The 23,009-nt window shown below is 61.3% G+C and carries 22 protein-coding genes and 1 tRNA gene; 13 read left to right on the forward strand and 10 right to left on the reverse strand.

Annotated features, from left to right (window positions below; translation table 11 throughout):
* Positions 1-13: 13 nt before the first annotated feature.
* The 5 genes from I5S59_RS16990 to I5S59_RS17010 form a co-directional block, all read right to left on the reverse strand.
* Positions 14-868 carry a transporter gene (locus I5S59_RS16990; protein WP_232239812.1) on the reverse strand — a complete coding sequence of 285 codons (855 nt, stop codon included), beginning with the start codon at positions 866-868 and terminating at the stop codon, positions 14-16.
* Between the two features lie 77 nt (positions 869-945).
* Positions 946-1,353: a hypothetical protein gene (locus tag I5S59_RS16995; RefSeq protein ID WP_197877647.1), complete on the reverse strand. Its 408-nt coding sequence runs from the start codon at positions 1,351-1,353 to the stop codon at positions 946-948.
* A gap of 109 nt (positions 1,354-1,462) precedes the next feature.
* Entirely contained in the window at positions 1,463-2,758 is a 1,296-nt protein-coding gene (locus I5S59_RS17000) for an NAD(P)/FAD-dependent oxidoreductase (RefSeq protein WP_197877648.1), read from the reverse strand.
* Between the two features lie 14 nt (positions 2,759-2,772).
* On the reverse strand, positions 2,773-3,861 hold the full coding sequence (locus tag I5S59_RS17005; protein WP_197877649.1) for a polyamine ABC transporter substrate-binding protein: 1,089 nt from the start codon (positions 3,859-3,861) through the stop codon (positions 2,773-2,775).
* A 49-nt stretch (positions 3,862-3,910) separates the two neighbouring features.
* On the reverse strand, positions 3,911-5,269 hold the full coding sequence (locus tag I5S59_RS17010; RefSeq protein ID WP_128322352.1) for a glutamine synthetase family protein: 1,359 nt from the start codon (positions 5,267-5,269) through the stop codon (positions 3,911-3,913).
* Positions 5,270-5,442: 173 nt separating this feature from the next.
* On the opposite strand from I5S59_RS17010, the gene I5S59_RS17015 reads away from it, so the two are divergent.
* The 4 genes from I5S59_RS17015 to nadA all read left to right on the forward strand — a co-directional run bounded on the left by I5S59_RS17015 (position 5,443) and on the right by nadA (position 10,150).
* Positions 5,443-6,354, forward strand: coding sequence for a helix-turn-helix domain-containing protein (locus I5S59_RS17015; RefSeq protein ID WP_197877650.1), 912 nt, complete (start codon positions 5,443-5,445; stop codon positions 6,352-6,354).
* Between the two features lie 92 nt (positions 6,355-6,446).
* A complete protein-coding gene (locus tag I5S59_RS17020) occupies positions 6,447-7,316 on the forward strand; it encodes an isocitrate lyase/PEP mutase family protein (RefSeq protein WP_128322350.1) in 870 nt (289 codons plus the stop codon).
* A gap of 52 nt (positions 7,317-7,368) precedes the next feature.
* Positions 7,369-8,856: a YdgA family protein gene (locus I5S59_RS17025; protein WP_197877651.1), complete on the forward strand. Its 1,488-nt coding sequence runs from the start codon at positions 7,369-7,371 to the stop codon at positions 8,854-8,856.
* Positions 8,857-9,091: 235 nt separating this feature from the next.
* Positions 9,092-10,150 carry a quinolinate synthase NadA gene (gene nadA, locus I5S59_RS17030; protein WP_197877652.1) on the forward strand — a complete coding sequence of 353 codons (1,059 nt, stop codon included), beginning with the start codon at positions 9,092-9,094 and terminating at the stop codon, positions 10,148-10,150.
* 157 nt (positions 10,151-10,307) lie between these two features.
* On the opposite strand, the gene I5S59_RS17035 is transcribed toward nadA, so the two are convergent.
* Entirely contained in the window at positions 10,308-11,741 is a 1,434-nt protein-coding gene (locus I5S59_RS17035) for a M48 family metalloprotease (protein WP_197877653.1), read from the reverse strand.
* 108 nt (positions 11,742-11,849) lie between these two features.
* On the opposite strand from I5S59_RS17035, the gene I5S59_RS17040 reads away from it, so the two are divergent.
* Both I5S59_RS17040 and I5S59_RS17045 read left to right on the forward strand, forming a co-directional pair.
* Entirely contained in the window at positions 11,850-12,089 is a 240-nt protein-coding gene (locus I5S59_RS17040; protein WP_128322346.1) for a sulfurtransferase TusA family protein, read from the forward strand.
* Between the two features lie 21 nt (positions 12,090-12,110).
* Entirely contained in the window at positions 12,111-13,181 is a 1,071-nt protein-coding gene (locus tag I5S59_RS17045; RefSeq protein WP_128322345.1) for an AI-2E family transporter, read from the forward strand.
* A 40-nt stretch (positions 13,182-13,221) separates the two neighbouring features.
* Here I5S59_RS17045 and I5S59_RS17050 read toward each other — a convergent pair whose 3' ends face one another.
* Both I5S59_RS17050 and I5S59_RS17055 read right to left on the reverse strand, forming a co-directional pair.
* Entirely contained in the window at positions 13,222-13,695 is a 474-nt protein-coding gene (locus I5S59_RS17050) for a peroxiredoxin (RefSeq protein WP_197877654.1), read from the reverse strand.
* A gap of 12 nt (positions 13,696-13,707) precedes the next feature.
* Positions 13,708-14,268 (reverse strand): glycine cleavage system protein R, encoded by a 561-nt coding sequence (locus I5S59_RS17055; protein ID WP_128322343.1) that lies wholly within the window; start codon positions 14,266-14,268, stop codon positions 13,708-13,710.
* Positions 14,269-14,528: 260 nt separating this feature from the next.
* Here I5S59_RS17055 and dapA point away from each other — a divergent pair, with 260 nt between their 5' ends.
* The 5 genes from dapA to I5S59_RS17080 all read left to right on the forward strand — a co-directional run bounded on the left by dapA (position 14,529) and on the right by I5S59_RS17080 (position 18,222).
* Complete coding sequence (gene dapA / locus I5S59_RS17060; protein ID WP_197877655.1) at positions 14,529-15,407, forward strand: 4-hydroxy-tetrahydrodipicolinate synthase; 879 nt, start codon at positions 14,529-14,531, stop codon at positions 15,405-15,407.
* Between the two features lie 17 nt (positions 15,408-15,424).
* Positions 15,425-16,540, forward strand: coding sequence for an outer membrane protein assembly factor BamC (gene bamC, locus I5S59_RS17065; protein WP_128322341.1), 1,116 nt, complete (start codon positions 15,425-15,427; stop codon positions 16,538-16,540).
* A complete protein-coding gene (locus I5S59_RS17070; protein WP_197877656.1) occupies positions 16,541-17,299 on the forward strand; it encodes an MBL fold metallo-hydrolase in 759 nt (252 codons plus the stop codon).
* A gap of 29 nt (positions 17,300-17,328) precedes the next feature.
* Positions 17,329-18,039, forward strand: a complete 711-nt coding sequence (gene purC, locus I5S59_RS17075; RefSeq protein ID WP_038613804.1) for a phosphoribosylaminoimidazolesuccinocarboxamide synthase — start codon at positions 17,329-17,331, stop codon at positions 18,037-18,039.
* Between the two features lie 93 nt (positions 18,040-18,132).
* Positions 18,133-18,222, forward strand: a tRNA-Ser gene (locus I5S59_RS17080).
* 75 nt (positions 18,223-18,297) lie between these two features.
* Here I5S59_RS17080 and I5S59_RS17085 read toward each other — a convergent pair.
* Positions 18,298-18,978: a TetR/AcrR family transcriptional regulator gene (locus I5S59_RS17085; protein ID WP_197877657.1), complete on the reverse strand. Its 681-nt coding sequence runs from the start codon at positions 18,976-18,978 to the stop codon at positions 18,298-18,300.
* A gap of 212 nt (positions 18,979-19,190) precedes the next feature.
* On the opposite strand from I5S59_RS17085, the gene I5S59_RS17090 reads away from it, so the two are divergent.
* Both I5S59_RS17090 and I5S59_RS17095 read left to right on the forward strand, forming a co-directional pair.
* Entirely contained in the window at positions 19,191-20,030 is an 840-nt protein-coding gene (locus I5S59_RS17090) for a TauD/TfdA dioxygenase family protein (RefSeq protein ID WP_197877658.1), read from the forward strand.
* 52 nt (positions 20,031-20,082) lie between these two features.
* Complete coding sequence (locus I5S59_RS17095) at positions 20,083-20,853, forward strand: class II aldolase/adducin family protein (protein WP_197877659.1); 771 nt, start codon at positions 20,083-20,085, stop codon at positions 20,851-20,853.
* A 24-nt stretch (positions 20,854-20,877) separates the two neighbouring features.
* On the opposite strand, the gene I5S59_RS17100 is transcribed toward I5S59_RS17095, so the two are convergent.
* Positions 20,878-22,650, reverse strand: coding sequence for a phosphoethanolamine transferase CptA (locus I5S59_RS17100; protein WP_197877660.1), 1,773 nt, complete (start codon positions 22,648-22,650; stop codon positions 20,878-20,880).
* Positions 22,651-23,009 lie beyond the last annotated feature (359 nt).

Here is a 23,009-nt window from a genome sequence, read left to right on the forward strand (position 1 = left end):
TGGGCTGCTGCATCTACCAGACGTAGTTCACACGCAATGTCCAGGTGTTCACATCGGGTGACTTGTCCCGCTCCGACACTGTGTCGGTATAGGCAATCATGCCGCCGAACTGCGGCGAGAGCATAAAGCCCATGCTGGCGCCTGCCAGCACGTTCTCCTGCTTGTTATCCTGGTTGACGCCGTCGACCTTGGTTTCGCCGCCGGTGCTGTAGGTGGCGTCCAGCGAGGCCCAGAGGGCGCGGTTGATGGTGTAGCTGTAATGCCCCTCGATGGCATACAGCGGCTTTTGCTCAAGCTTGCTGTCGCCAAGGTAGTCGTCGTTGTCGCCAAACAGTGAGACCCAGGTGTTGACCTCCAGCCAGGTCGGGCCAAACGGCGTGCCAAAGCCGACTTCAGGTTTGAATACCCAACGGTTGGCACCGATGTTGATCACCCGGTCTTTGTCGTAGTCGCCGTTGGGGATCGTCAGCCACATTGCACCGGTCATGAAGGTTTCCGGCGTCCAGGTGGCAAACTCTTCGGCGGTCAGCGCCGGGCCACCAAAAAAGTTGTGGGCGAAGACGATTTGCGTGTCGCCCAGGCCTCCGTTGTGTTTGGTGCCGCTGAAAAAGCGCGCATCGTCGAATGATGCCGCTACATCGGCATAAGGCTGGATCAGCTGGATCGCGCTGTTGCGTCCGGCAATGTCGAATGAGCGTGCCAGGCGCAGCAGGTAGAGGTCGGCATCCAGCGACAGGCCGTCAATCGGCAGGGCAGTATCGATGGGGGTGTTGGTGTCGATACGGTTGTAGTAGCCAAAAACCATGTTCAGGTCGATGGGAATGTTCTGCCAGTCGCGTGCGTTGTCTGCCTGGCTCAGCATCGACATTGTGCTCAGTGCCAGCAGCGATACTGAAAAACTCACCCGTCTTAGATTCATCATGCTTTCCCGGCGATGCTACGCGATCATTTGTATTTGATGACAATGCCCTTGAGCTTGCGCCCATCGATGGTTTGCACGTCACGGCTCCACAAAGGCCCGCTGACGTACGCCGACACTGGCTGGATGCGATCGTAGACCACCACCACCGCGTCGCCACCGATACTGGCGGCCTGCTCACGCAGTTTCTGCTCGACGTCGGTAATTGGCGGGGCCGGTTCGATACTGGCGTCGATGACGATTTCACCGAGCCGTGTATGGGGCCGCAATGGCTCGGTACGCAGTACCTGGACGCTGCTGGCGGAGGTCGGTGCGGCATGCGGCACGCCAACGTACTCGGTGGTGCGCGCGTCGATGCTGGTGCAGCCGGCAATGGCCAGCAGCACTGCGGCGAGAAGTGTGCTCCGGGTGAGGAGCCTGCTACCTGTGATCATCCCGCGATTCCCTCCGGGGTCGGTCATGCGTTGAGACAAAGGCTTAACTGAAAGTAGCTGCAATTAAGGCAGTCGCAAGCGCCCCGGAGAGAATCCAGGTTTTGTGACGTCAGCCCAGTACCTCGCGCAGGCGGTACCACAGCATGCCAAGCGCCAGCAGCGGCGAACGCAGGGCCTTGCCGCCCGGGAAGGTCATATGCGGCACGGCGCTGAACACATCCATGCCGTGGCTGTGACCGGCATCAATGGCCTCGGCCAGCAGGCGTGCGGTCCAGTGCGTGACATTCAGGCCGTGGCCGGAATAGCCCTGTGCATAGAACACATTGGGGTGCTGGGACAGACGGCCAACCTGTGGAAAGCGGTTGGCTGTAATGCCGATCTTGCCGCCCCACTGAAACGCGACGCGGGTGTCTGCCAGTTGCGGGAAGACCTTGAGCATCTTCGGTCGCATGTAGGCGGCAATGTCCAGCGGATCGCGTCCGGAGTAATGGCAGGCGCCGCCGAACAGCAGGCGTCGGTCTGCCGTGAGCCGGTAATAGTCCAGGCCGACTTTCTGGTCGCACAACGCCAGGTTCTGTGGGATCAGCGTGTTGGCCAGCGCCGGGGACAGCGGCTCGGTGGCGATGATGTAGCTGCCGGCCGGCAACACCTTGCCGCTTAGCCGGGGTTCTAGCTCGTCCAGGTGGGCGTTGCAGGCCAGCACCAGGCTGCCGGCGCGCACGCTGCCCTGAGCGCAGCGCACGTGCACGGTGCTGCCGTGGTTGAGTTCGAGCACCGGGCTGTGTTCGAAAATCCTCACGCCCAGCGACTTCGCCACGCGCGCCTCGCCAAGCACCAGGTTAAGCGGGTGCAGATGGCCCGAGCCGCGGTCGATCAAGCCGCCGGCGTACACCGAGGAGGCGACTACTTCATGCATGCGTTCCGGGCCGACCAGCTGCGTTTCGTGGCGGTAGTCCAGGGCGGCGAGGCTCTCTTGCTCGTCACGAAAGGCGGCGAACTGTGCCGGCGTGTTGGCCAGTTCGCAAAAGCCCCAGCGCAGGTCGCACTCGATGCCATGCTCGCGGATGCGGTTGGCAACCACCTCGACCGAGTCGATTCCGGCGCGTTGCAGGTACTTCACCCCTTCCTGGCCTACGTAGCGGGCAAAGCCATCGACTTCATGACCGATGCCACGGATCAGCTGGCCGCCATTGCGACCACTGGCGCCCCAGCCAATACGCCGGGCTTCGAGCAGGATCACCGACAACCCGCGCTGAGCCAGTTCAATGGCGGTGTTGACGCCGGTAAAGCCGCCGCCGATAACGCACACATCGGCGCTCAGCTCACCTTCGAGCACCGGATGTTCCGGCATGTCAGCGACCGTCGCCCGGTAGTAGGAGCTGGCATGTTGTGCAGCAGGGTTCATAGTGGCTTCCCGGTTCATTTGTTCGACTTCACTTTGCTCCAGGAGCGGGTCATCAAGCGCATGATTGCCGGGGTCGGGGTGTTGGAAACATACAGCTTGTCCAGCACTGCCTGCGGTGGATACACCTCGGGGTTGTTGACCAGATCGGCATCCATGTACTGCTTGGCCGGCGGGTTGGCGTTGGCGTAGCCGACGGTGGCGCTGACCTTGGCGATGACTTGAGGGTCCAGCAGGTAGTTGATGAAGGCGTAGGCCTGTTGCGGGTTGCTGGCGTCAGAAGGAATGGCCAGCAGGTCAAACCACAGGTTGGCGCCTTCCTTGGGAATGGCGTAGGCAATGTTGACGCCGTTGTTGGCTTCCTTGGCGCGGTTGGCGGCCTGGAATACATCGCCGGAGTAGCCGAAGGCCACGCAGATATCACCGTTGGCCAGGTCCGAGACGTACTTGGAGGAGTGGAAGTAAGTGATGTACGGGCGCAGGGTCAGCAATTTGGCCTCGGCCTTTTTGTAGTCCTCGACACTATTGCTGCGTGGGTCCATGCCCATGTAATTGAGGATCGCCGGGAACAGTTCATCCGCCGAGTCCATGAAGGACACGCCGCATTTGCTGAGCTTCTTGAGATTCTCCGGTTCGAACATCACCGCCCACGAGTCGATGTGATCGATCCCCAGCACCTGCTTGACCTTGTCAACGTTGTAGCCGATGCCGTTGGTCCCCCAGAGGTAAGGCACCGAATGCTGGTTGCCGGCGTCGTTCTCTTCCAGGGCCTTGAGCAGCACCGGGTCGAGGTTCTTCCAGTTGGGCAATTGCTCGCGGTCGAGTTTCAGGAACGCGCCAGCTTTGACCTGGCGCGCCAGAAAGTGGTTGGAAGGCACGACGACGTCGTAGCCGGTGCGACCGGCCAGCAACTTGCCTTCCAGGGTTTCGTTGGAGTCGAACACGTCATAGATGACCTTGATACCGGTGCTGCCCTGAAAGTCCGTCAGGGTGGTATCACCGATGTAGTCGGTCCAGTTGTACACGCTGACACTGGGCTGGGCCTGGGCCGCGGCGCTGACCAGCAGCGCCAGGGTTGCACTTGCAACTGTTTTCAATGAACGCATATCGACGCCTCTTCGAATTGTTTTATCGATGTGTTGTACGCGGCACGGCTCAGACGCTGAGCAGCAGGAACTCCCGCTCCCAGGAGCTGATCACGCGCTTGAAGTTTTCGTGTTCGGCGCGTTTCACCGCCACATAGCCACGCACGAACTTGCTGCCCAGGTGCTGCTCCACGCTCGGGCAGTCTTCCATGTTGGCCAGGGCGTCTTCGATGGTGATCGGCAGGCGCAGGTTGCGCCGCTCGTAGGCACGGCCTTGCACCGGGGCGCTGGGGTTGATCTTCTCGACCATGCCCAGGTAGCCGCACAGCAGGCTGGCGGCGATGGCCAGGTAAGGGTTGGCATCGGCGCCCGGCAGGCGGTTTTCAACACGCATGGCGTCCGGGCTCGAGGTCGGTACGCGCAGGCCCACGGTGCGGTTCTCTTCGCCCCACTCGACGTTCACCGGTGCCGAGGTATCGGGCAGGAAGCGGCGGAACGAGTTGACGTTCGGGGCGAACATCGGCAGCACCTTGGGGATGTACTTCTGCAGGCCGCCGATGTGCTGCAGGAACAGCTCGCTCATCTGCCCGTCTTCGTTGACGAAGATCGGCTTGCCGGTGGCGATGTCGACCACGCTCTGGTGCAGGTGCATGGCGCTGCCCGGCTCGTCGCCCACCGGCTTGGCCATGAAGGTGGCGGTGACGTTGTGCTTGAGCGCTGCCTCGCGCATGGTGCGCTTGAACACCGTGATCTGGTCAGCCAGGTCCAGGGCGTCACCGTGGCGGAAATTGATTTCCATCTGCGCCGGGCCGTCTTCGTGGATCAGGGTGTCGAGGTCCAGGCCCTGGGCTTCGCACCAGTCGTAGACGTCTTCGAACAGCGGGTCGAATTCGTTGGCGGCATCGATGGAGAACGACTGCCGACCGCTTTCCGCGCGGCCCGAGCGGCCCAAAGGCGCTTGCAGCGGCAGGTCGGGGTCTTCGCAGCGCTGGGTCAGGTAGAACTCCATCTCCGGTGCGACGATTGGCTGCCAGCCCTTGTCGGCGTACAGCTTCAGCACTTTTTTCAGGACGTTGCGCGGCGACAGTTCAATCGGGTTGCCTTGCTTGTCGAAGGTGTCGTGGATCACGATCGCGGTCGGCTCGATCGCCCATGGCACCACGTAGACGGCGGCGGAGTCCGGGCGGCAGACCATGTCGATGTCGGCCGGATCCAGCAGGTCGTAGTAGATGTCGTCGTCGACGAAATCCCCGGTTACCGTTTGCAACAACACACTTTCCGGCAGGCGCATGCCTCGCTCATGCAGGAACTTGTTGGTGGGTGCGATTTTGCCGCGGGCGATCCCGGTCAGGTCACTGACCACGCACTCGACTTCGGTAATCTTGTGTTCTTTCAGCCACGCAGACAGCTGATCGAAAGGGGCATTCATAAAGACCTCGTTATTGGTTTTATTCCGCGCCAGGACCAGCGATCAAGGCCGGTATGCCGTCTGGACGACTTCCCCTGCAGCGCGTTGAGGTCTATCTTGGGTGACGCTTGCGTATCGATCTATCCACTTTCTGCAGGACAAAACGCACCAAAAGAGTGCGTAAAGAGCGACTCATGACCGCGGTAAATCCGTTTCAGGTACAAGCTTTCAGCACCGCCGACGTCGGTGAACAGGTGCGTGCGACCCCCAGCTGGACCCAGCATTATCAGCAAATGTCCCCCGGGCATTTTGCCGGGCAGATCCGCTGCCTGGACCTGCAGGGCGTGGAGATTTACGAGGAGTCGATGAACACCCGGGTCGAGCAGAATTTCAGCGCGCCGGCGGGGGCATTGGCCTTTTGTTTTGATCGCACCGATAACAGCCTGTACCTGCTCAACGGCGAAAGCCGCAATATCTGGATCACCCCGGAGAACTATCAGGAAGTGGCCGTGGTGTTCGGCCCGGAGTTCGTTCAGCGCCATGCCCTCGACATCAACCGTCTTGAAGGCTTGTTCATGGCGCCGCTCAATTCGCTGCAGAATGCGCTGTTCAGCCGCTGGCTGAGCGGTACCCTGACGCGCCTGGGGCAAGCTGTTGACGTGCCGAGCCGTGACGCGCTGGCCGAGCAGCTGTTCGACGACTGCCTGTTCATTCTCGACAACGCCTCGGCGTGCCTTGATCGCGGTGCCCTGTGGCGGCGTTCCGAGGAGCGCACGATCATGCGCCGGGTGGGCGAATGGGCCGCCGACTGTCCCGAAGAGACCCTCAACCTGCTGGAACTGGCAGACATCGCCGGCGTGTCCCTTCGCCAGCTGCAACAAGCGTTCAAGGCCTTTACCGGCATGACCCCGGCACACTGGTTGCGCCTGCGGCGGTTGAACAGCGCGCGCCGCGAGTTGCTCGGTTGCCGGGCAGGCGGCAGTACCGTGGCCGAAGTGGCCATGCACTGGTCGTTCTGGCACTTGGGCCGGTTCTCCAGCAGCTACCAGCAGTTGTTCAAAGAGTTGCCCAGCGAAACGCTAAAACGCGCGCAGCAGCGCAGCTGAACGGGTAAAAGCCGTGCATCTGATGCTGTCGGCGATAGCGCCTGCAGTGGTATGTTCTATCCAATAAATGAAGTCGATAGATTGGAAAGACCATGCCAAGAGCCTCCCACCAAGACCTGCGTCGCGCGTTTCGTAAACTCCTTGCTTCTCCTGCCTGCTACCACACGGCCTCCGTGTTCGATCCAATGTCAGCGCGAATCGCCGCCGACCTTGGCTTTGAGGTAGGCATCCTGGGTGGTTCGGTCGCTTCTCTGCAGGTGCTGGCTGCACCTGATTTTGCCTTGATCACCCTCAGCGAGTTCGCCGAACAGGCCACGCGTATCGGCCGGGTAGCGCAGCTGCCGGTGATTGCCGATGCCGACCATGGCTATGGCAACGCCCTGAACGTCATGCGTACGGTCACCGAACTTGAGCGCGCCGGCATCGCAGCGCTGACCATTGAAGACACCCTGCTGCCGGCCCAGTTCGGGCGCAAATCCACCGACCTGATCAGCATTGCCGAAGGCGTTGGCAAGATCCGTGCGGCGCTGGAAGCGCGTGTCGATCCGGAGCTGTCGATCATCGCCCGGACCAACGCTGCACTGATCCCGGTCGAGGAAGTCATCGCCCGTACCGTGGCCTACCAGAATGCCGGGGCCGACGCCCTGTGCATGGTCGGCATCCGCGACTTCGAGCATCTCGAGCAGATTGCTGCCCACCTGAGCGTGCCGCTGATGCTGGTGACCTACGGCAACCCACAACTGCACGACGACGCACGTCTTGCCCAGCTGGGCGTACGCATTGCCGTGGACGGCCACGGCGCGTACTTCGCTGCGATCAAGGCGACCTACGACTGCCTGCGCGAACAGCGCAAGATCACCAGCAGCGCGTCGGACCTGAGCGCCACCGAACTTACCCATACCTACACGGTGCCGAACGACTACATCGTCTGGGCTCGTGAGTTCATGGATGTCAACGAATAGGCCCGGTGCCTTGTAGCAACACCCTTTAACAAATGGACGAACGGAACAATTCATGAAGAAAACAACAGGTGTACTTGGGCTCGTCGTTGTCGTGGCCGCAGCGTGCACGGCAGGGGCCTGGTACACCGGAAAGCAGTTGCCAGAGGTGCTCAGCCAGGCCGTGGCGCAGGCCAATGCGCAGCTCAAGCTGTCGGCCGGCGATGTCACCCTGGAGCTGGCGTCGGTGGAATCGCACCTGTATTCGAGTACCGTGCATTACCGCATCAAGGCCAACAACCTGATGGTCGGCGAGGAACTGCGCAGTTTCGAACTGGGCTTTGTCGATCGCGTCGAGCACGGCCCTTTGCCATGGTCGCGGCTCAAGGCGTTGAAGCTCATGCCGGTCATGGCCTACAGCAACTATGCCCTGGAAAAGGACGCGGTCACCGCGGACTGGTTCGCCGCCAGCGGCGATGTTCCGCCGATCTACGGCCACAACAGCCTGGGGTACGACGGTTCGACCGACGGCACGTTCATCATGCCGCCAATGGAATTGAGCGAAGCGGGGCAATCGCTGGTGAAGTTCTCCGGGTTGAACGTGCAGGCGACTGGCACGCGCAACGCCGAGCAAGTCACCTTAAGCGGCAACTCGGCGAACTTGAACTTCAACCTGGTTGACCAGCGCGGTGCGCCAATGAAGATCGCGCTCAAGGACCTGAGCCTGGTCGGCACCATGAACAAGGCGGCCTCGGGGTTCTATTTCGGCAAGACCAATATGGCCCTGGGTGAGGTCAGCGTGGCCACGGGACCACAGCAGAAAGTGCTGCTGATGAAGGGCCTGGAGCAGAACAGCCAATCCGAGGCGCAGGGTGCGAAGTTGTCCGGCACTGTTGCCTACAAGGTGGCCGATATCAGCTTTGATGGCCAGCCGGTCGGTTCCAGTGAAATGCTCTGGCGCTTGCAGAATCTTGATATGGACGCCCTGCAGGCGCTGGCCGCCTGGCACCAGAGCCGGCTGCCAGAATTTCAGGCAGCAGCGGCCCAAGGCGAGGTATTCCCGTCGTTGCCGATGACCGAGGCGGAAAAAACCCAGGTTTACGGCAACGTCCAGCAGGTGCTGGCGGCCAAGCCGCAGATTGCCCTGGAGAACTTCTCGTTCAAGACGGCCAATGGCCAGAGCCGTTTCAGCCTGAGCGTCGACCTGGCCAAGCCAGCGTCCCTGGAGCTGCCACCGGCGGAGCTGTACAAGCAGATGATCGCCCAGGTGCAAAGTTCGCTGCAGTTGTCCAAACCGATGATCGGCGACCTGGCTGTGCTGCAGGCCCGGCTGGCCGGTCAGAGCGATGCGCAGGTGTTGTCTGCCCAGGCATCCCAGGCCGGTGAAATGGTCGGCATGATGGCGGTGCAAAGCCAGATGGCCACGGTGCAGGGCAACGATATCGTCACCCGCTTGCATTACGTTGATGGCATGGTCGATTTCAACGGCCAGAAGTTGACGGTAGAGCAGTTTGCCAGTCTGATCATGGCGAATCTTGGGGCCATGCGCCCGAGCGAAGGCTGAGGTGGCACTGCGGGGCGACAGGCGTCGCCCCGCAGTCTGTTTCACTAAAAAAACCTTTTGAATTCATCCGATTATCTGTAGCCTTCGGCATCCCATAAAAACCCGAGGCCGCAGAAGGTCTTTGGTTCTGTCTGCAATGCCATTGAGCGCCTTGCCTGCAGAGCCGCTAACCGATTTGCCAGGGCTCGGTGATACACTCGACTTACGCGCACAAGCGCCTGCAGGTCCAGCGATCATGACCCAGATTTCCGAACGCCTTTTGGTCCAAGCCCACCTCGACGCCAAGCAGCCCAAGCCGCTGACGCCCGAGCAAGAGGCCGACTACCGCGCCGCCATTGCCGCCGAACTCAAGGCGCAGAACGCGGTGCTGGTTGCCCATTACTACTGTGACCCGGTAATCCAGGCCTTGGCCGAGGAAACCGGTGGCTGCGTGTCCGACTCACTGGAAATGGCCCGCTTCGGCAACAAGCACGAAGCCAGCACCGTGATTGTCGCGGGTGTGCGCTTCATGGGCGAGACCGCAAAAATCCTCAATCCGGAAAAGCGCGTGCTGATGCCGACCCTGGAAGCGACCTGCTCGCTTGACCTGGGTTGCCCGGTGGAGGAGTTCTCGGCGTTCTGCGACAAGCACCCGGAACGTACCGTGGTGGTTTATGCCAACACCTCGGCGGCGGTCAAGGCGCGTGCCGACTGGGTGGTGACTTCCAGCTGCGCGCTGGAAATTGTCGAGAGCCTGATGGATAACGGCGAAACCATCATCTGGGGACCGGACCAGCACCTGGGTCGTTATATCCAGAAGCAGACCGGTGCCGACATGCTGCTGTGGGACGGTGCCTGCATCGTTCATGAAGAGTTCAAGTCGCGCCAGCTGGCCGACATGAAGGCGCTGTATCCGGAGGCTGCGATCCTGGTGCACCCGGAGTCGCCGGAGTCGGTCATCGACCTGGCGGACGCGGTGGGCTCCACCAGCCAGCTGATTGCCGCTGCGCAAACAATGCCGAACAAGACCTTCATCGTGGCCACCGATCGCGGCATCTTCTACAAAATGCAGCAGCTGTGCCCCGACAAGGTCTTCATCGAGGCGCCTACCGCCGGCAACGGCGCGGCCTGCCGCAGTTGCGCGCATTGCCCGTGGATGGCCATGAATACCCTGGAGCGCACCTTGCAGTGCCTGCGTGAGGGCAGCAACGAGATCTTCGTCGAGCCGGCGCTGATTCCCCAGGCGATCAAGCCGCTCAAGCGCATGCTCGACTTTACCCAGGCAGCGCGAATGAAGCTTTCGGGCAACGCCTGATACCTGATCGCCAGCAAGCCGGCTCCTCGTAGGAGCCAGGCTTGCCGGCGAATCAGGCGACGCGGATTACCTGCTGGCCAGCGTTATCGTTCTTCGCGAGCAAGCATCGCTCCTACAGGGCCGCGGTGTGATCTGCAGGCGTCAGCGGTGGCTAGCCTTAGTGCATCATGTCCTTGACCATCCGCTGCTGCTCGAGCAGCTCGCGCTGACGCGCATCGATCTTCGACGCTAGCACAAAGTTGTTGCCCGCCCGCTGCTTGGCGTAGTCGAGTTGCTGCAGCGCCTGGTCAAAGTCGCCGACCAGGGCAAAGTATTCGGCACGGGCCTGGTGCAGGCCGATGGTGTTGCCGGACAGCCCGCGAACCTCGGCCACGTCGTACCACACGTCCGGGTCTTCCGGACGGTTCTTGAGCAAGGCATCCAGGGCTTTTTCCGCTTCCGCCGGCCGGTTCTGCTTGAGCAACAGGTCAATGCGCGCCTGCTGCAGCGGGTAGTTGGCCGGGTACAGCGAGCGCATGCGCTCGACCCGTTGCTGGGCATCGGCGAGGCGATTGTTGGTGATGTCCAGGTCGATCTGCGCCAGGTTGTAAGTGACGTCGTTGGGGGCCTTGTCCAGCAACGGCTTGAGCGTGTCGCGGGCCTCGTTGAGGCGGCCGCCCTTGATCAGCGCAAGCGCCAGGCCGTAGCGTGCCGAGTCGAGTTTCGGGTCTTCATCCAGCTGCGCGCGAAAGCGCTTGGCAGCCAGGCCCGGTGTACCTTCGTAGATCAGCGCGACGCGGGCGCGGATCAGTTGATAGCGCGCGCTGTCTTCGGTACCGCCCTTGGGCGCCTGTTCGGCACGGTTGCGGGTGTCGGCGATACGCGATTCGGTTACCGGGTGAGTCAGGAGAAATTCCGGCGGCTTGGCGTCGTAGCGGTACTGGCGCATCAGGCGCTCGAACATGCTCGGCATGTTGCGCGGGTCGTACCCGGCCTTTTCCAGGTTGAGGATCCCGATACGGTCGGCTTCCTGTTCGTTCTGCCGGGAGAAGCGCCGTTGTTCCTGAATGGCGGCGGCCTGGGTCCCGGCAATCGCCGCAATACCGGCATCACCGGCACCGGCGGCGGCAGCGACGATACCGGCCAGCAGTGCCGCCATCATCGGCAACTGCATGCGTTGTTGGGCTTCAACACCGCGGGCAAAGTGGCGTTGCGACAAGTGCGCCAGTTCGTGCGCCAGTACCGAGGCGTATTCGCCTTCGGTCTGGGCATTGAGGAACAGGCCACCGTTGACCCCGACGATCCCGCCGGGGGCGGCGAAGGCGTTGAGTTCGCGGCTGTCGATAAGGATGAATTCAAGGCGGCGGTCTTGCAGCTGGCTGGTTTCGGCCAGGCGATAGACGCTGGTTTCGACATAATCCTTGAGCTGGGGATCGTTCAGTTGATTGACATTGCCCCGCAGCAAACTGAGCCAGGCGCGGCCCAGCTGGTGTTCCTGTTGCGGGGAGACAATGGCAGAACTGGCGTCGCCCAGTGACGGCAGGTCGTCGGCATGGCCAGGCAGCGCCATCAAACAGGCCAGCGTCAGCAGGGTAGGGCGCAGTAAATTCATGCACGAAGCTCTGGTCGACAAAGAACCTTACTGTAGCTGGCTCACACGTTGGCGACCAGTGGCGGTATTCTACGTGGCTTGATCGAGCATGCCTGACTGGAGCCACTGATGAGCGATACCCCGACGTTTGACGCCGAACTCGATGCCTGCGGCCTGAACTGCCCGTTGCCATTGCTCAAGGCGAAGATGGAGCTCAATCGCCTGGCCAGTGGCGCGGTACTCAAGGTGCGGGCCACCGATGGCGGATCGCAGCGCGACTTTCGCACTTTTGCAAAACTGGCCGGTCATACGCTGTTGCTCGAAACAGCCGAAGACGGTGTTTACACCTACTGGCTGCGCAAAGCCTGAGTTTTTCCCTAAGGATCATTAATGTTCAAGGTGCTTCGCGATTGGATGCATCGCTACTTCTCCGATGAAGAAGCAGTGGTGCTGGTGGTCTTGCTGTTTCTGGCCTTTACCGCCGTCCTGACCCTCGGCGGCATGCTCGCACCGGTATTGGCCGGTATGGTGCTGGCGTTTCTCATGCAGGGGCTGGTCAATGCCCTGGAGCGCCTGCGGGTGCCGACCCGCTATGCGGTAGGCGTGGTGTTCACGCTGTTCATGGGCGCCCTGGCGGTCTTCCTGCTGGTACTGGTGCCGTTGCTGTGGCACCAGTTGATTACCTTGCTCAACGAGCTGCCAGGGATGCTGGGCAAGTGGCAGTCGTTGTTGCTGCTGTTGCCTGAGCGCTACCCGCACCTGGTCTCGGATGAGCAGGTGCTGCAGGCCATCGAGGCAATGCGTGGCGAGATCGGCAAGTTCGGGCAGTGGGCATTAACCTTCTCGCTGTCCAGTCTGCCGCTGCTGGTCAACATCATGATCTACCTGGTGCTGGTGCCGATCCTGGTGTTCTTCTTCCTCAAGGACCGCGAGCTGATTGCGCGCTGGGTCAGTGGCTACCTGCCGCGCGAGCGCAAGCTGATGACCCGGGTAGCAGAGGAAATGAACCGGCAGATTGCCAACTACATTCGCGGCAAGGGCATTGAAATCCTCATCTGCGGGGTGGCGACCTATATCGCATTCATCGCCCTGGGGCTCAACTACGCAGCGCTGCTGGCCTTGCTGGTGGGGTTGTCGGTGGTGGTGCCTTACGTAGGGGCGGTGGTGGTCACCGTGCCGGTCACCCTGATTGCGCTGTTCCAGTGGGGCTGGGGCGATCAGTTCATCTACCTGATGGCGGTATACGCGATCATCCAGGCGCTGGATGGCAACGTGCTGGTGCCCTTGCTGTTCTCCGAGGCAGTGAGCCTGCATCCGGTGGCAATCATCTGTGCAGTGCTGCTGTTCGGGGGCTTGTGGGGGTTCTGGGGGATCTTCTTTGCGATCCCGCTGGCGACGCTGTTCAAGGCAGTACTGGATGCCTGGCCGAGGCAGGAGCCAGCAGTGGCGCCGTTACTGTAACCAGACTGCAGGAGCGGATGAGTCCGCTCCTGCGGCGGTTTCAGGCCTTGTTCAACGCCTGCGCTTCAGCGAGCACGGCGTCCACGTGCCCCGGAACCTTCACGCCACGCCACGCCTTGCGCAGCACGCCGTGCTTGTCGATCAGGAAGGTGCTGCGGTCCACGCCCATGTATTCCTTGCCGTACAGCTTCTTCAGCTTGATCACATCGAACAGCTGGCACAGGGCTTCGTCCTTGTCGCTGATCAGCTCGAACGGGAAACCTTGCTTGGCCTTGAAGTTCTCGTGCGACTTGAGGCCATCACGCGACACGCCGAACACTTCGGTGTTGGCCGCCTGGAACGCTGCGTACTGATCGCGAAAGCCCTGGCCTTCGGTGGTGCAGCCCGGCGTGCTGTCCTTGGGGTAGAAGTAGATCACCACCTGTTTGCCGGCAAGGCCGGACAGGCTGACGCCCTGGCCACTGGTGGCCTGCGCCTGGAAGTCGGCGACGGGTTGGTCGAGTTCAACGGCCATGGATGAGCTTCCTTACAGTGGGTTTTGTGGGCGCCAAGGTTCGATCAGTGCATCCAGGTTCAGGGCGTCGGAAAAGTCCAGGAACTGCTCGCGCAACCAGCTGATCTGGGTGCCGGCCGGCAGGGTCACGGTCAGCGTCGCATTGAGCATGGTGCCGCCGGTCTGAGGCGCCTGATAGGTGTCGCAGGTCAGGTTTTCCAGCTCGACATGGTGGTCGATGAAGAACTGGCACAGCTCGTTGATGATGTCCGGGCGGTAGGCGGCACTGACGTAGGCGACATACGGCAGCGACAGCGGGCGGACTTCGAGCTCGGCGCTGCGCACCACGTTCACGGTGAAGGCGTGTTTTTTCGCCAGGCCCGGCAAGGCACCTTCGAAGCGGGCCAGGGCGTCCCAGCTGCCAGCGACCTGCAGCACCAGCGCGCTGCATTCGCCATGACGGGTCAGGCGCGAGGTGACGACCGAGCAGCGATTATCGTTGCTGGCCCGGCACAGGATATTGGTCAGTTCCATCGGATTGGGGCCGAGGGCACTGATGACAAGGAATTGTTCGCGAACGGTGGGGGTGGACATGCAGCATTCCTAAAGCGATGAGCGGTCGGTACCTGACGGGTCAGAAAGGCGTGTGGGCGTGGTCCCGGGGCTCAGGATCGAGGCTTTGGGCACTGCCTGCGCAGGTTGTCGGCAGCCCGGCGGGCCGCTGTGTACCGATCAAAGACAGAAGGGTAGCGAAAATGGCCGCCGAGGGGAATGCTCCAGCCGCCTGCTTCGCTTGTGCAAGGCCGATGGCGCCAGTACCATTACCGCTCTCTTTTTCCGGCAGGAGCAGTTTCATGATTGCGGGCAGTATGGTGGCATTGGTCACACCCATGGATGCACAAGGGCGTCTTGATTGGGACAGCCTACGCAAACTCGTGGACTTCCACCTGGAAAATGGCACCCACGCCATTGTTGCCGTCGGTACCACCGGCGAGTCGGCGACCCTGGATGTCAAAGAGCACATTGAAGTCATCAAGGCTGTGGTCAAGCAGGTCAATGGCCGTATCCCGGTAATCGCCGGTACTGGCGCCAACTCCACCAGTGAAGCCGTGCACCTGACCCAGAACGCCAAGGACGCCGGCGCCGACGCCTGCCTGCTGGTGGTGCCGTACTACAACAAGCCGACCCAGGAAGGCCTGTACCAGCACTTCAAGCACATTGCCGAAGCCGTGGACATCCCGCAGATCCTCTACAACGTACCCGGCCGCACCTCCTGCGACATGCAGGCCGAGACCGTGATCCGCCTGTCCAGCGTGCCGAACATCATCGGCATCAAGGAAGCCACCGGCGACCTGAAGCGCGCCAAGGCCATCCTCGATGGCGTGAGCAGCGACTTCATCGTGCTGTCCGGTGATGACCCGACTGCCGTCGAACTGATCCTGATGGGCGGCAAAGGCAACATCTCGGTTACCGCCAACGTCGCCCCGCGCGAAATGGCTGACCTGTGCGAAGCCGCCCTTGAAGGCAAGGCCGACGAGGCCCGTGCCATCAACGAAAAACTCATGCCGCTGCACAAGCACCTGTTCTGCGAGGCCAACCCGATTCCGGTGAAGTGGGCGCTCGTTGAAATGGGCCTGATGCAACAAGGCATCCGCCTGCCACTGACCTGGCTGAGCGAATCCTGTCACGACATCGTCCGCCAGGCCCTGCGCCAGTCGGGCGTGCTGGTTTAATTGAGGAAGTACACCGCATGAAGCGATTGGCTGGTCTGTCCGCCCTTGCATTGATCATCTCCAGCACCAGCGGTTGCGGCTGGCTGTGGGGTGAAGAGGGTTACTTCCGTGACCGTGGTAGCGATTATCTGGAGGCCACTCAAAAGGCGCCGATGCAGCTGCCACCTGATGTCAGCAGCGCCAAGCGCCTTGATCCACTGCTGCCGATTCCACGCAATGTCGCCGACGACAACGTCAAGGGCGAGTTCGAGGTACCGCGTCCACTGCCGTTGAGCGCCGGTTCCGACATCAGTGATTTCAGCCTGCAGAAAAGCGGCAGTGCACGTTGGGTCCTGGCCCAGCGCGCGCCGGCCGAAGTCTGGCCGGTTGCCCGTCAGTTCTTTGAAGACAACGGCTTCCGTATTGCCGAAGAGCGCCCGCAGACCGGTGAGTTCAACACCACCTGGCAGCGTTTCGACGAGCTCTCCACGTCCATGGCCAAGCGCCTGGCCAGTGCCTCGAGCAGCAGCGACAACGAAGTGCGTGCGCGTATCCGCATCGAACCGGGCGTGCAGCGCAACACCAGTGAAGTCTACATCGTGACCGTCGAGCGTCCGGCTGGCAGCACTGCCGACCAGGCGTTCCCTGCGTCCTCCGACAACACCGGTGTCGATGCCATCCTGGTCGACGAAATGCTCGCCAGCATGACCCGCAGCGCCGAGAAGGGTGGTTCGGTGTCGTTGCTCGCTGCCCGTGATTTCGACGCCCCGAGCCGTGTCAGCCTGAGTGAAGACGGTAGCGGCAACCCGGTACTGAACCTGGGCGCCGACCTCGATCGCGCCTGGTCCAGCGTCGGCCGTGCCCTGGAGCAGGGCGAGTGGCGTGTCGAAGACATCAACCGCAGCCTGGGCCTGTACTACATCAACCTGGCTGAAAAGGCCGATGCCAAGGATCAGGAGCCTGGTTTCTTCAGCCGCCTGTTCGGCAGCGCGCCGAGCAAGGAAGAGCGTGAAGCCCGTGCCGAGCGTTATCAGGTTCGCCTGAGCAAGGTCGGCGACAGCGTTCAGGTCACCGTCGAGAAGAACATCAACACCGTGGCCCCGGCTGACGTCGCCCGCCGCGTGCTGAGCGTGATTCAGGACAACCTGGGTTAAGTGCGCTTCGCCGTACTTGGAAGTGGAAGCCAGGGAAATGGCACGCTGATCGCCAGTGGCAACACGCTTGTCCTGGTCGATTGCGGCTTTTCCCTGCGCGAGACCGAGCGGCGCCTGGCGCTGCTCGGCGTTCATGCCCAGCAATTGAGTGCCGTGCTGGTCACCCACGAACATGCCGACCACGTGCATGGGGTGGGGTTGCTGTCGCGGCGCTACAATGTACCGGTCTACCTCAGCCAGGGCACCTTGCGCGGCATGCGCAAGCCGGTCGAGGCAGCAGGCTTTCTGGCGGCAAACGAGCAATTGCAGATCGGCGGCCTGACCGTTCGCGCCGTGGGCGTGAGCCACGACGCGCTGGAGCCGTTGCAGTACGTGTTTGACGACGGTAGCCGACGCTTCGGCGTGCTGACCGACCTTGGGTCCTACGATACAACCGTACTGGAGCATTACCGCGGCCTGAATGCCTTGCTGATCGAGGCCAACCATTGTCGCGACCTGCTCGGACGCGGGCCTTACCCGATGTTTCTCAAACAGCGGGTGGGTGGCGACTACGGACATTTGAACAACCATCAGGCCGCGCGCCTGGTGTCGGAGCTGGACTGGCAGAACCTGCAGCATCTGGTGCTGGCCCATCTCAGTAGCAAGAACAACCAGCCACAGCTGGCCCGGCAATGTTTCGTCGACACCCTCGGGTGCGACCCGGACTGGCTGCAAGTGGCCAACCAGGATTGCGGGCTCGACTGGCGTGATATCGTCTAGCCCATCTTATTTAGCAAGCGGAGCCCATCATGGAAAAACGTGAAGAACTCTACCGCGGCAAAGCCAAGTCGGTTTACAAGACCGACGACGCTGACCGCTTGATCCTGCTGTTTCGCAACGACACCTCGGCGTTCGACGGCAAGCGTATCGAACAGCTCGATCGCAAGGGCATGGTGAACAACAAGTTCAACGCCTTCATCATGCAGAAGCTTGAAGAAGCCGGCATTCCTACCCAGTTCGACAAGCTGCTGGGCGACAACGAGTGCCTGGTCAAGAAGCTCGACATGATCCCGGTTGAATGCGTTGTGCGTAACTACGCAGCCGGCAGCCTGGTCAAGCGTCTGGGCGTGGAGGAGGGCATCAAGCTCGAGCCTTCGACGTTCGAACTGTTCCTCAAGAACGACGAAAAAGGCGACCCGTTCATCAATGAATCGCACGTGGTTGCGTTCGGCTGGGGTACCGCCGAGCAGCTGGTGAAGATGAAGGCCCTGTCGCTCAAGGTCAACGAAGTGCTGAACAAGCTGTTCGACGACGCCGGCCTGCTGCTGGTCGACTTCAAGCTCGAATTCGGCGTGTTCCACGGCGAAATCGTCCTGGGTGACGAGTTCAGCCCGGACGGTTGCCGTCTGTGGGACAAAGAAACCCGCAAGAAAATGGACAAGGACCGCTTCCGCCAGGGTCTGGGCGACGTGATCGAAGCCTACGAAGAAGTTGCCAAACGCCTGGGCGTGCCGCTGTAAGCGGCAAGTTCACGCAAGCGCCTGATACCACGCGAATTTTTTTCGCAAACAGGCTTTGCCTTTCGGCAAACTGCTGGTATCATGCGCGCCACTGGAGAGATGCCGGAGTGGCCGAACGGGACGGATTCGAAATCCGTTGTACTGGCAACAGTACCTAGGGTTCAAATCCCTATCTCTCCGCCATACATCAAAAAGCCCCTGAATCGAAAGATTCAGGGGCTTTTTGTTTTCCGTCAGATTAATTGCTGCGCCCGTTTTTCAGTCAAGCACAGAAGGTCGCAGACACCCCATCGCCATCGCCACCAGGCTATCAAGCAGCGCTGTTGATTCGAGCTGCGCCGGCATGTCTTCCAGCACTGAGCGGATCACACTACGCAATCCCTGGCCAAGCAAGTAGGCGGACAGGGCATGGTGCTCCGTGGTGATCTCGTGCGCGTACATGTTCAGCAGCGGCAGCCATGTCGCTTCGATGAACTCCCCCGTTGTGCGGTAGGGCGCGCGCCACCTGCCCAGGTGCAGCGCGGAGTGATAACGCAGGTGAAAGGCCCGGTTCAGCTTGAACAGCCGTGTTTCGACGCGAATGATGTTGGCCAGAATATCCCGCAGCGCCGCCTTCAGGGACACGCCGACCAGGCGCTCGCGCACCCTCAGCAATTCCTCCGCTTCCTCGTCCAGCACGCGCTCGTACAACAGGGCAACGATGGCGTCCTTGTTGGGAAAGTACTGATAGATCGACCCCACCGCGACCCCCGACAGTTCCGCAATGCGGTTGACGCTGAGTGCCTCCTCGCCGGCGTCATCAAGAATTTGCAGGCATGCCTGTTCGACGGCCTCGACCAGTGCCCGGGAGCGTGATTGCGTCGGGCGTTTGCGCAACGAAGGGAGTTGCGCCGGCGAGGGTGGGGTGTCCGTTGTCGGTCCGCTGTTTTTCTTGTTCATTCAAACCCGAGTGTTGTTTTAGATGGTGGCTCGCCATCAGTTTTTTATTATAAGAATCAAATAGTTATGTGTAAGTCGGCGCGCGCGGGAATGCGAATATCTGGGCGCCGGTACCTGTGGGTATGATCGTTCCCGTCGACCGGACGACCACTTACTGCGCAGTCTATGCGCCTGACAAGACCTGATGCTGCAACCCTACCGGGAGATTGCCCATGTCGTCATCCTTCATCGTTCGGCCCCTTGGCCCCAGCCTCGGCGCCGAAGTGCTTGATCTGGACCCTGCCTCTGTCGTGCTGCCGCAAACGCTGGCTGCCATCGAGGCGGCATTGGTTAAACACGAAGCCCTGGTGCTTCACGTTCCTGGGCTGACACCCGAACAACACCTGGCGATTGCACGGTATTTTGGTGAGCCCGAAGTGCACACGTTCTATCCCAATCTGGGCGAGGGCTTCGAACAGATCACGGTCATCGATTCCAAGCTGGGCGACCGGGCCGATATGTGGCACCACGACGAGAGCTTTTTGCCCAGCCCGCCAATTGTCACCATGACCCATGCGCAGATTCTGCCTGCATGTGGCGGCGATACCTGCTGGATCAGCATGACCACAGCCTATGACGCGTTGTCGGCGCGCATGCAGCAGTACCTCGAAGGCCTCCATGCCTGGCACGACATGAACGGCCCGATGACAGCCGCCTTGCGTCAGAACGTGGTCACGCACGCGCGCTACGTCGAGGTCATCAGCATGAACCGCCGGCACCTGCATCCACTGGTCATCCAACACCCGGTGTCAGGGCGCAAGGCGCTGTACCTGAGCCCGACCTACACCACCCATATCGACGGCCTGGCCACCCCCGAAAGCGATGCGATCCTCGCCTACCTGCATGCGCATTGCCAACACGTTCAATTCGGTTTCCGCCATCGCTGGCGCGTGGGTGACATGGTGCTATGGGACAACCGCAGCGTGCTGCACAACGCCATTCTGGACTACCAGCCGCACCAGCGGCGCATGCAGCGTACCTCGGTGTTCGCTCGCGGGCCGTTCCACGCGTAATTCATTGGTGAGCTGATCACCGTGTGCAACGGTCGCTGAAGAGGAAACCGTTATGTTGAAGGATGTTCTGAACCAAGAAATGCTCGCGCGCTACATTCCCAGGCCCGGCCGCCATGCGCTGCTGCCTGCGTTGACCCCGCACCAGCGTGTGGCGTTGCTGTGCCGGGTGTTGTATCGAGAGGGTTACAACGACCACATCGCCGGTCATATCACCGTTCGCCAGGACGACGGTACCTACCTGGCCAACCCCTGGGAACTCACCTGGGGCGAAGTCACCGCCTCGGACATCGTGCGCCTGGACCAGCAAGGCAAGGTGATCGAGGGGGAATGGAACATCACGCCGGCCATCAACCTGCACATGGACATACACGCGGTACGGCATGATGTCGACGTGGTGATCCACAATCATCCGCAGTGGGGCTCGGTGTGGTCGGCGGCCGGGCGCATTCCGCCGATCTACGACCAGACCTCCGCCCTGGTCGACAGCGACCCGGTGCTTTATGACGAATATCGCGGCACAGTCGAAGACATGGCGCTGGGGCGCGCCGCCGTGGACGCATTGGGCACACATAAATGGGCGTTGCTCGCCAACCACGGCGTGCTGGTGGTGGCCAACGGTATCCGCCAGGCGCACTTGCGTGCGATCACCCTGGAGTGGCGCAGTCGCCTGGCCTGGCATGTCGAGGCACTCGGCGGCGGCTCACCGTTGCCCGCCAGCGTCGTGCAGGCAACTGGCGGACGCACTGACGCCAATGGCTTCCCGTTCCTCTGGGAAGCCATGGCGCGCGAGGAGATCCGGCGCGATCCGTCGGTGCTCGACTAAGGGCTCTCGCCCCGGTCGTGGCGGTCAGATGTTGTCTGGCTTTGCCTTGATGCTGAGCGCGGCTTCCTGCGCGCGCTCGGCCTTGTCCATCGGCAGCTGGTCGAACTCGCGGATGCCGTCCTTGCGGTACGGGTTGCCGATCCAGCGCGGGGCCACCACGAATTCCGGGTTCACCAGGCTCTTGGCGGGCTCGTAGCGGTCATAGCTCAACCCGGCAAGATCGGACAGGGTATGGATCAGGTGCGAGCTGCTGTAGGCGCGGTTGGTCATCGACTTCAGGTCGCGCGGGTTGGCGGCCTGCCAGCTCGGCGAGGTCCAGACCAGGAACGGGATGGTGTACATCGGCCGGGTCGGATCGCCTTCGTTGCGCCCCAGGCGGTCGTGCTTGCCGGAGCTGTACACGTCTTCACCATGATCGGACAGGTACATCAGAAAGCCGTTGGTGGTGCTTGCCGAATAGCGTTTGATCAGGCTCGAGACCACGTAGTCGTTATACCGCACGGCGTTGTCGTAGAAGTTGTAGGTTTCCACCTGGTCCGACGTCAGCTTGGCCGGCACGCCCTGGCGATCCTTGAAGTGCTCGTAGGCCTCAGGATAGCGGTAGCGGTAGTCCATGTGCGTGCCCAGCAGGTGGACGATGATGAACTTCTTTTGCGCCGGGTCCTGGAGGGCTTTCTCGAAGGGGGCGAGCACCACGTCGTCGTACTGGCTGGCATTCTGGTTGCGCTGGTTGTTCAGGTAGACCGGCGCGTCCGTCTGCTGGGAGAAGGTGGTCAGCATGGTGTTGCGCTTGGTCATCGTCTGCTGGTTGGTGATCCAGAACGTCTTGTAGCCCGCCTGTTTCATCAGGTTGATCAGCGACGGGTCAGTCATGAAGCGGTCAGGGTGCTGCTGGTCGCCGAAGGTCAGGATCTGCTGCATCACCTCGATGGTGTAAGGGCGCGGCGAGACGACATTCTGGAACACAGTCAGGCCCGAGTCGCTGGCGGCGAGGGCGTCGAGGTTCGGCGTGGTCTCGCGGTTGTAACCGTACAGGTGCATGTGCTCGCGGGTGGTGGACTCGCCCAGCACCAGCACCAGCGTGCGTGGCGCATCACCGCTGCTGTCCTGAAGGTGCTGCAAGGGCGGCAGCGAAGCGTTCTGCTCCAGCAGTTTCTGCATGTTGTCCAGTTGCTGGCGATACTGCTGGTAGCCAACGACCAGTTGCCAGGGGACTGCCGGCTCCATGCGCAATTGCACCTTTTCAACGGCGTCGGCGAAGCTGCGCTGCTGGGTGACCAGCTGCTTATAGAACGGATAGACCAGGTTGGCGGCCAGCAGCAGGATCACCACCGGGACGCGGCTGCGCACGGAAAGCGTGACCGGCCGCAGGCGCTTCCACAGCAGTACGGCGACCACGGTGTAGAGCAGCAGCGCCAGGCACAGGCCGACACTGAAGTACTGGCTGAAATATTCCCCGGCTTCGGCGCTGTTCGATTCGAACATCACGAAGATGACGCTCTGGGAAAACTCCTGGTGATAGATGCCAAAGTAACTCAGGCCGACCAGCGAGGCCGCCCAGAGCACTACGCCGATGATCGCGGCAATCGTCCGGGTGAACTGTGGCAACAGCAATACCGGCACGAACCACAAGGTGCTAAGGAACAGCGCATCGCGAAAGCCGGCGAAACCGGTGGTGCCGCTGAACAGCAGTAGTGCCTGGGTGACACCGGAGAAGTACCAGAAAAACAACAGCAGCCAGCCCAGGCCGGCCCAGTCCACGCCTTTGCGCGCGGGAGAAAATGTAGTTGCTGACACGTAAGCCTCGTCGGTCCTTGGCGGCCGCCGAAACTGGGAGCTACCGGAAAACTGGGCAGGTTAATGGGCTGGGCGTGAAAATAACGTCAACGGGTTTGATGTATCCATTGGCTTTTGTCCTACAAGCCAGGCGACATGTTCAGTAAAGCCCTTTCCAGAAGGTGAAGATGAGATCTGCTAATATGTCGCGCTTGAAAAAGTACCTGCCTGGTTGCTGGTGCATGCCGGTCGAGCCGGGTGCTGGCTCGCGCCATCCTTCATCACGTCTACAGTGATGCGAAACACTGCTGAAACAGTGGGCACTTCCCATTGTTCCAGGCCATTCACACTGCAAAGGTAGCGGTTGCCCTCTGGCACCG

Origin of the sequence: Pseudomonas alkylphenolica, from assembly GCF_016009175.1 — a bacterium.
GTDB lineage: Bacteria > Pseudomonadota > Gammaproteobacteria > Pseudomonadales > Pseudomonadaceae > Aquipseudomonas > Aquipseudomonas alkylphenolica_B.

Excerpts from the sequence above, each read along its gene's own strand:
- I5S59_RS17045 (WP_128322345.1), top strand. The coding sequence starts at position 12,111 with ATGTTCAAGGTGCTTCGCGATTGGATGCATCGCTACTTCTCCGATGAA.
- nadA (WP_197877652.1), top strand. The coding sequence starts at position 9,092 with ATGACCCAGATTTCCGAACGCCTTTTGGTCCAAGCCCACCTCGACGCC.
- bamC (WP_128322341.1), top strand. The coding sequence starts at position 15,425 with ATGAAGCGATTGGCTGGTCTGTCCGCCCTTGCATTGATCATCTCCAGC.
- I5S59_RS17095 (WP_197877659.1), top strand. The coding sequence starts at position 20,083 with ATGTTGAAGGATGTTCTGAACCAAGAAATGCTCGCGCGCTACATTCCC.
- I5S59_RS17055 (WP_128322343.1), bottom strand. The coding sequence starts at position 14,268 with ATGTCCACCCCCACCGTTCGCGAACAATTCCTTGTCATCAGTGCCCTC.
- I5S59_RS17010 (WP_128322352.1), bottom strand. The coding sequence starts at position 5,269 with ATGAATGCCCCTTTCGATCAGCTGTCTGCGTGGCTGAAAGAACACAAG.
- I5S59_RS16995 (WP_197877647.1), bottom strand. The coding sequence starts at position 1,353 with ATGATCACAGGTAGCAGGCTCCTCACCCGGAGCACACTTCTCGCCGCA.
- I5S59_RS17005 (WP_197877649.1), bottom strand. The coding sequence starts at position 3,861 with ATGCGTTCATTGAAAACAGTTGCAAGTGCAACCCTGGCGCTGCTGGTC.
- I5S59_RS17025 (WP_197877651.1), top strand. The coding sequence starts at position 7,369 with ATGAAGAAAACAACAGGTGTACTTGGGCTCGTCGTTGTCGTGGCCGCA.
- dapA (WP_197877655.1), top strand. The coding sequence starts at position 14,529 with ATGATTGCGGGCAGTATGGTGGCATTGGTCACACCCATGGATGCACAA.
- I5S59_RS17015 (WP_197877650.1), top strand. The coding sequence starts at position 5,443 with ATGACCGCGGTAAATCCGTTTCAGGTACAAGCTTTCAGCACCGCCGAC.
- I5S59_RS17020 (WP_128322350.1), top strand. The coding sequence starts at position 6,447 with ATGCCAAGAGCCTCCCACCAAGACCTGCGTCGCGCGTTTCGTAAACTC.
- I5S59_RS17040 (WP_128322346.1), top strand. The coding sequence starts at position 11,850 with ATGAGCGATACCCCGACGTTTGACGCCGAACTCGATGCCTGCGGCCTG.
- I5S59_RS17000 (WP_197877648.1), bottom strand. The coding sequence starts at position 2,758 with ATGAACCCTGCTGCACAACATGCCAGCTCCTACTACCGGGCGACGGTC.
- I5S59_RS17085 (WP_197877657.1), bottom strand. The coding sequence starts at position 18,978 with ATGAACAAGAAAAACAGCGGACCGACAACGGACACCCCACCCTCGCCG.
- I5S59_RS17050 (WP_197877654.1), bottom strand. The coding sequence starts at position 13,695 with ATGGCCGTTGAACTCGACCAACCCGTCGCCGACTTCCAGGCGCAGGCC.
- I5S59_RS17035 (WP_197877653.1), bottom strand. The coding sequence starts at position 11,741 with ATGAATTTACTGCGCCCTACCCTGCTGACGCTGGCCTGTTTGATGGCG.
- purC (WP_038613804.1), top strand. The coding sequence starts at position 17,329 with ATGGAAAAACGTGAAGAACTCTACCGCGGCAAAGCCAAGTCGGTTTAC.
- I5S59_RS17090 (WP_197877658.1), top strand. The coding sequence starts at position 19,191 with ATGTCGTCATCCTTCATCGTTCGGCCCCTTGGCCCCAGCCTCGGCGCC.
- I5S59_RS16990 (WP_232239812.1), bottom strand. The coding sequence starts at position 868 with ATGTCGATGCTGAGCCAGGCAGACAACGCACGCGACTGGCAGAACATT.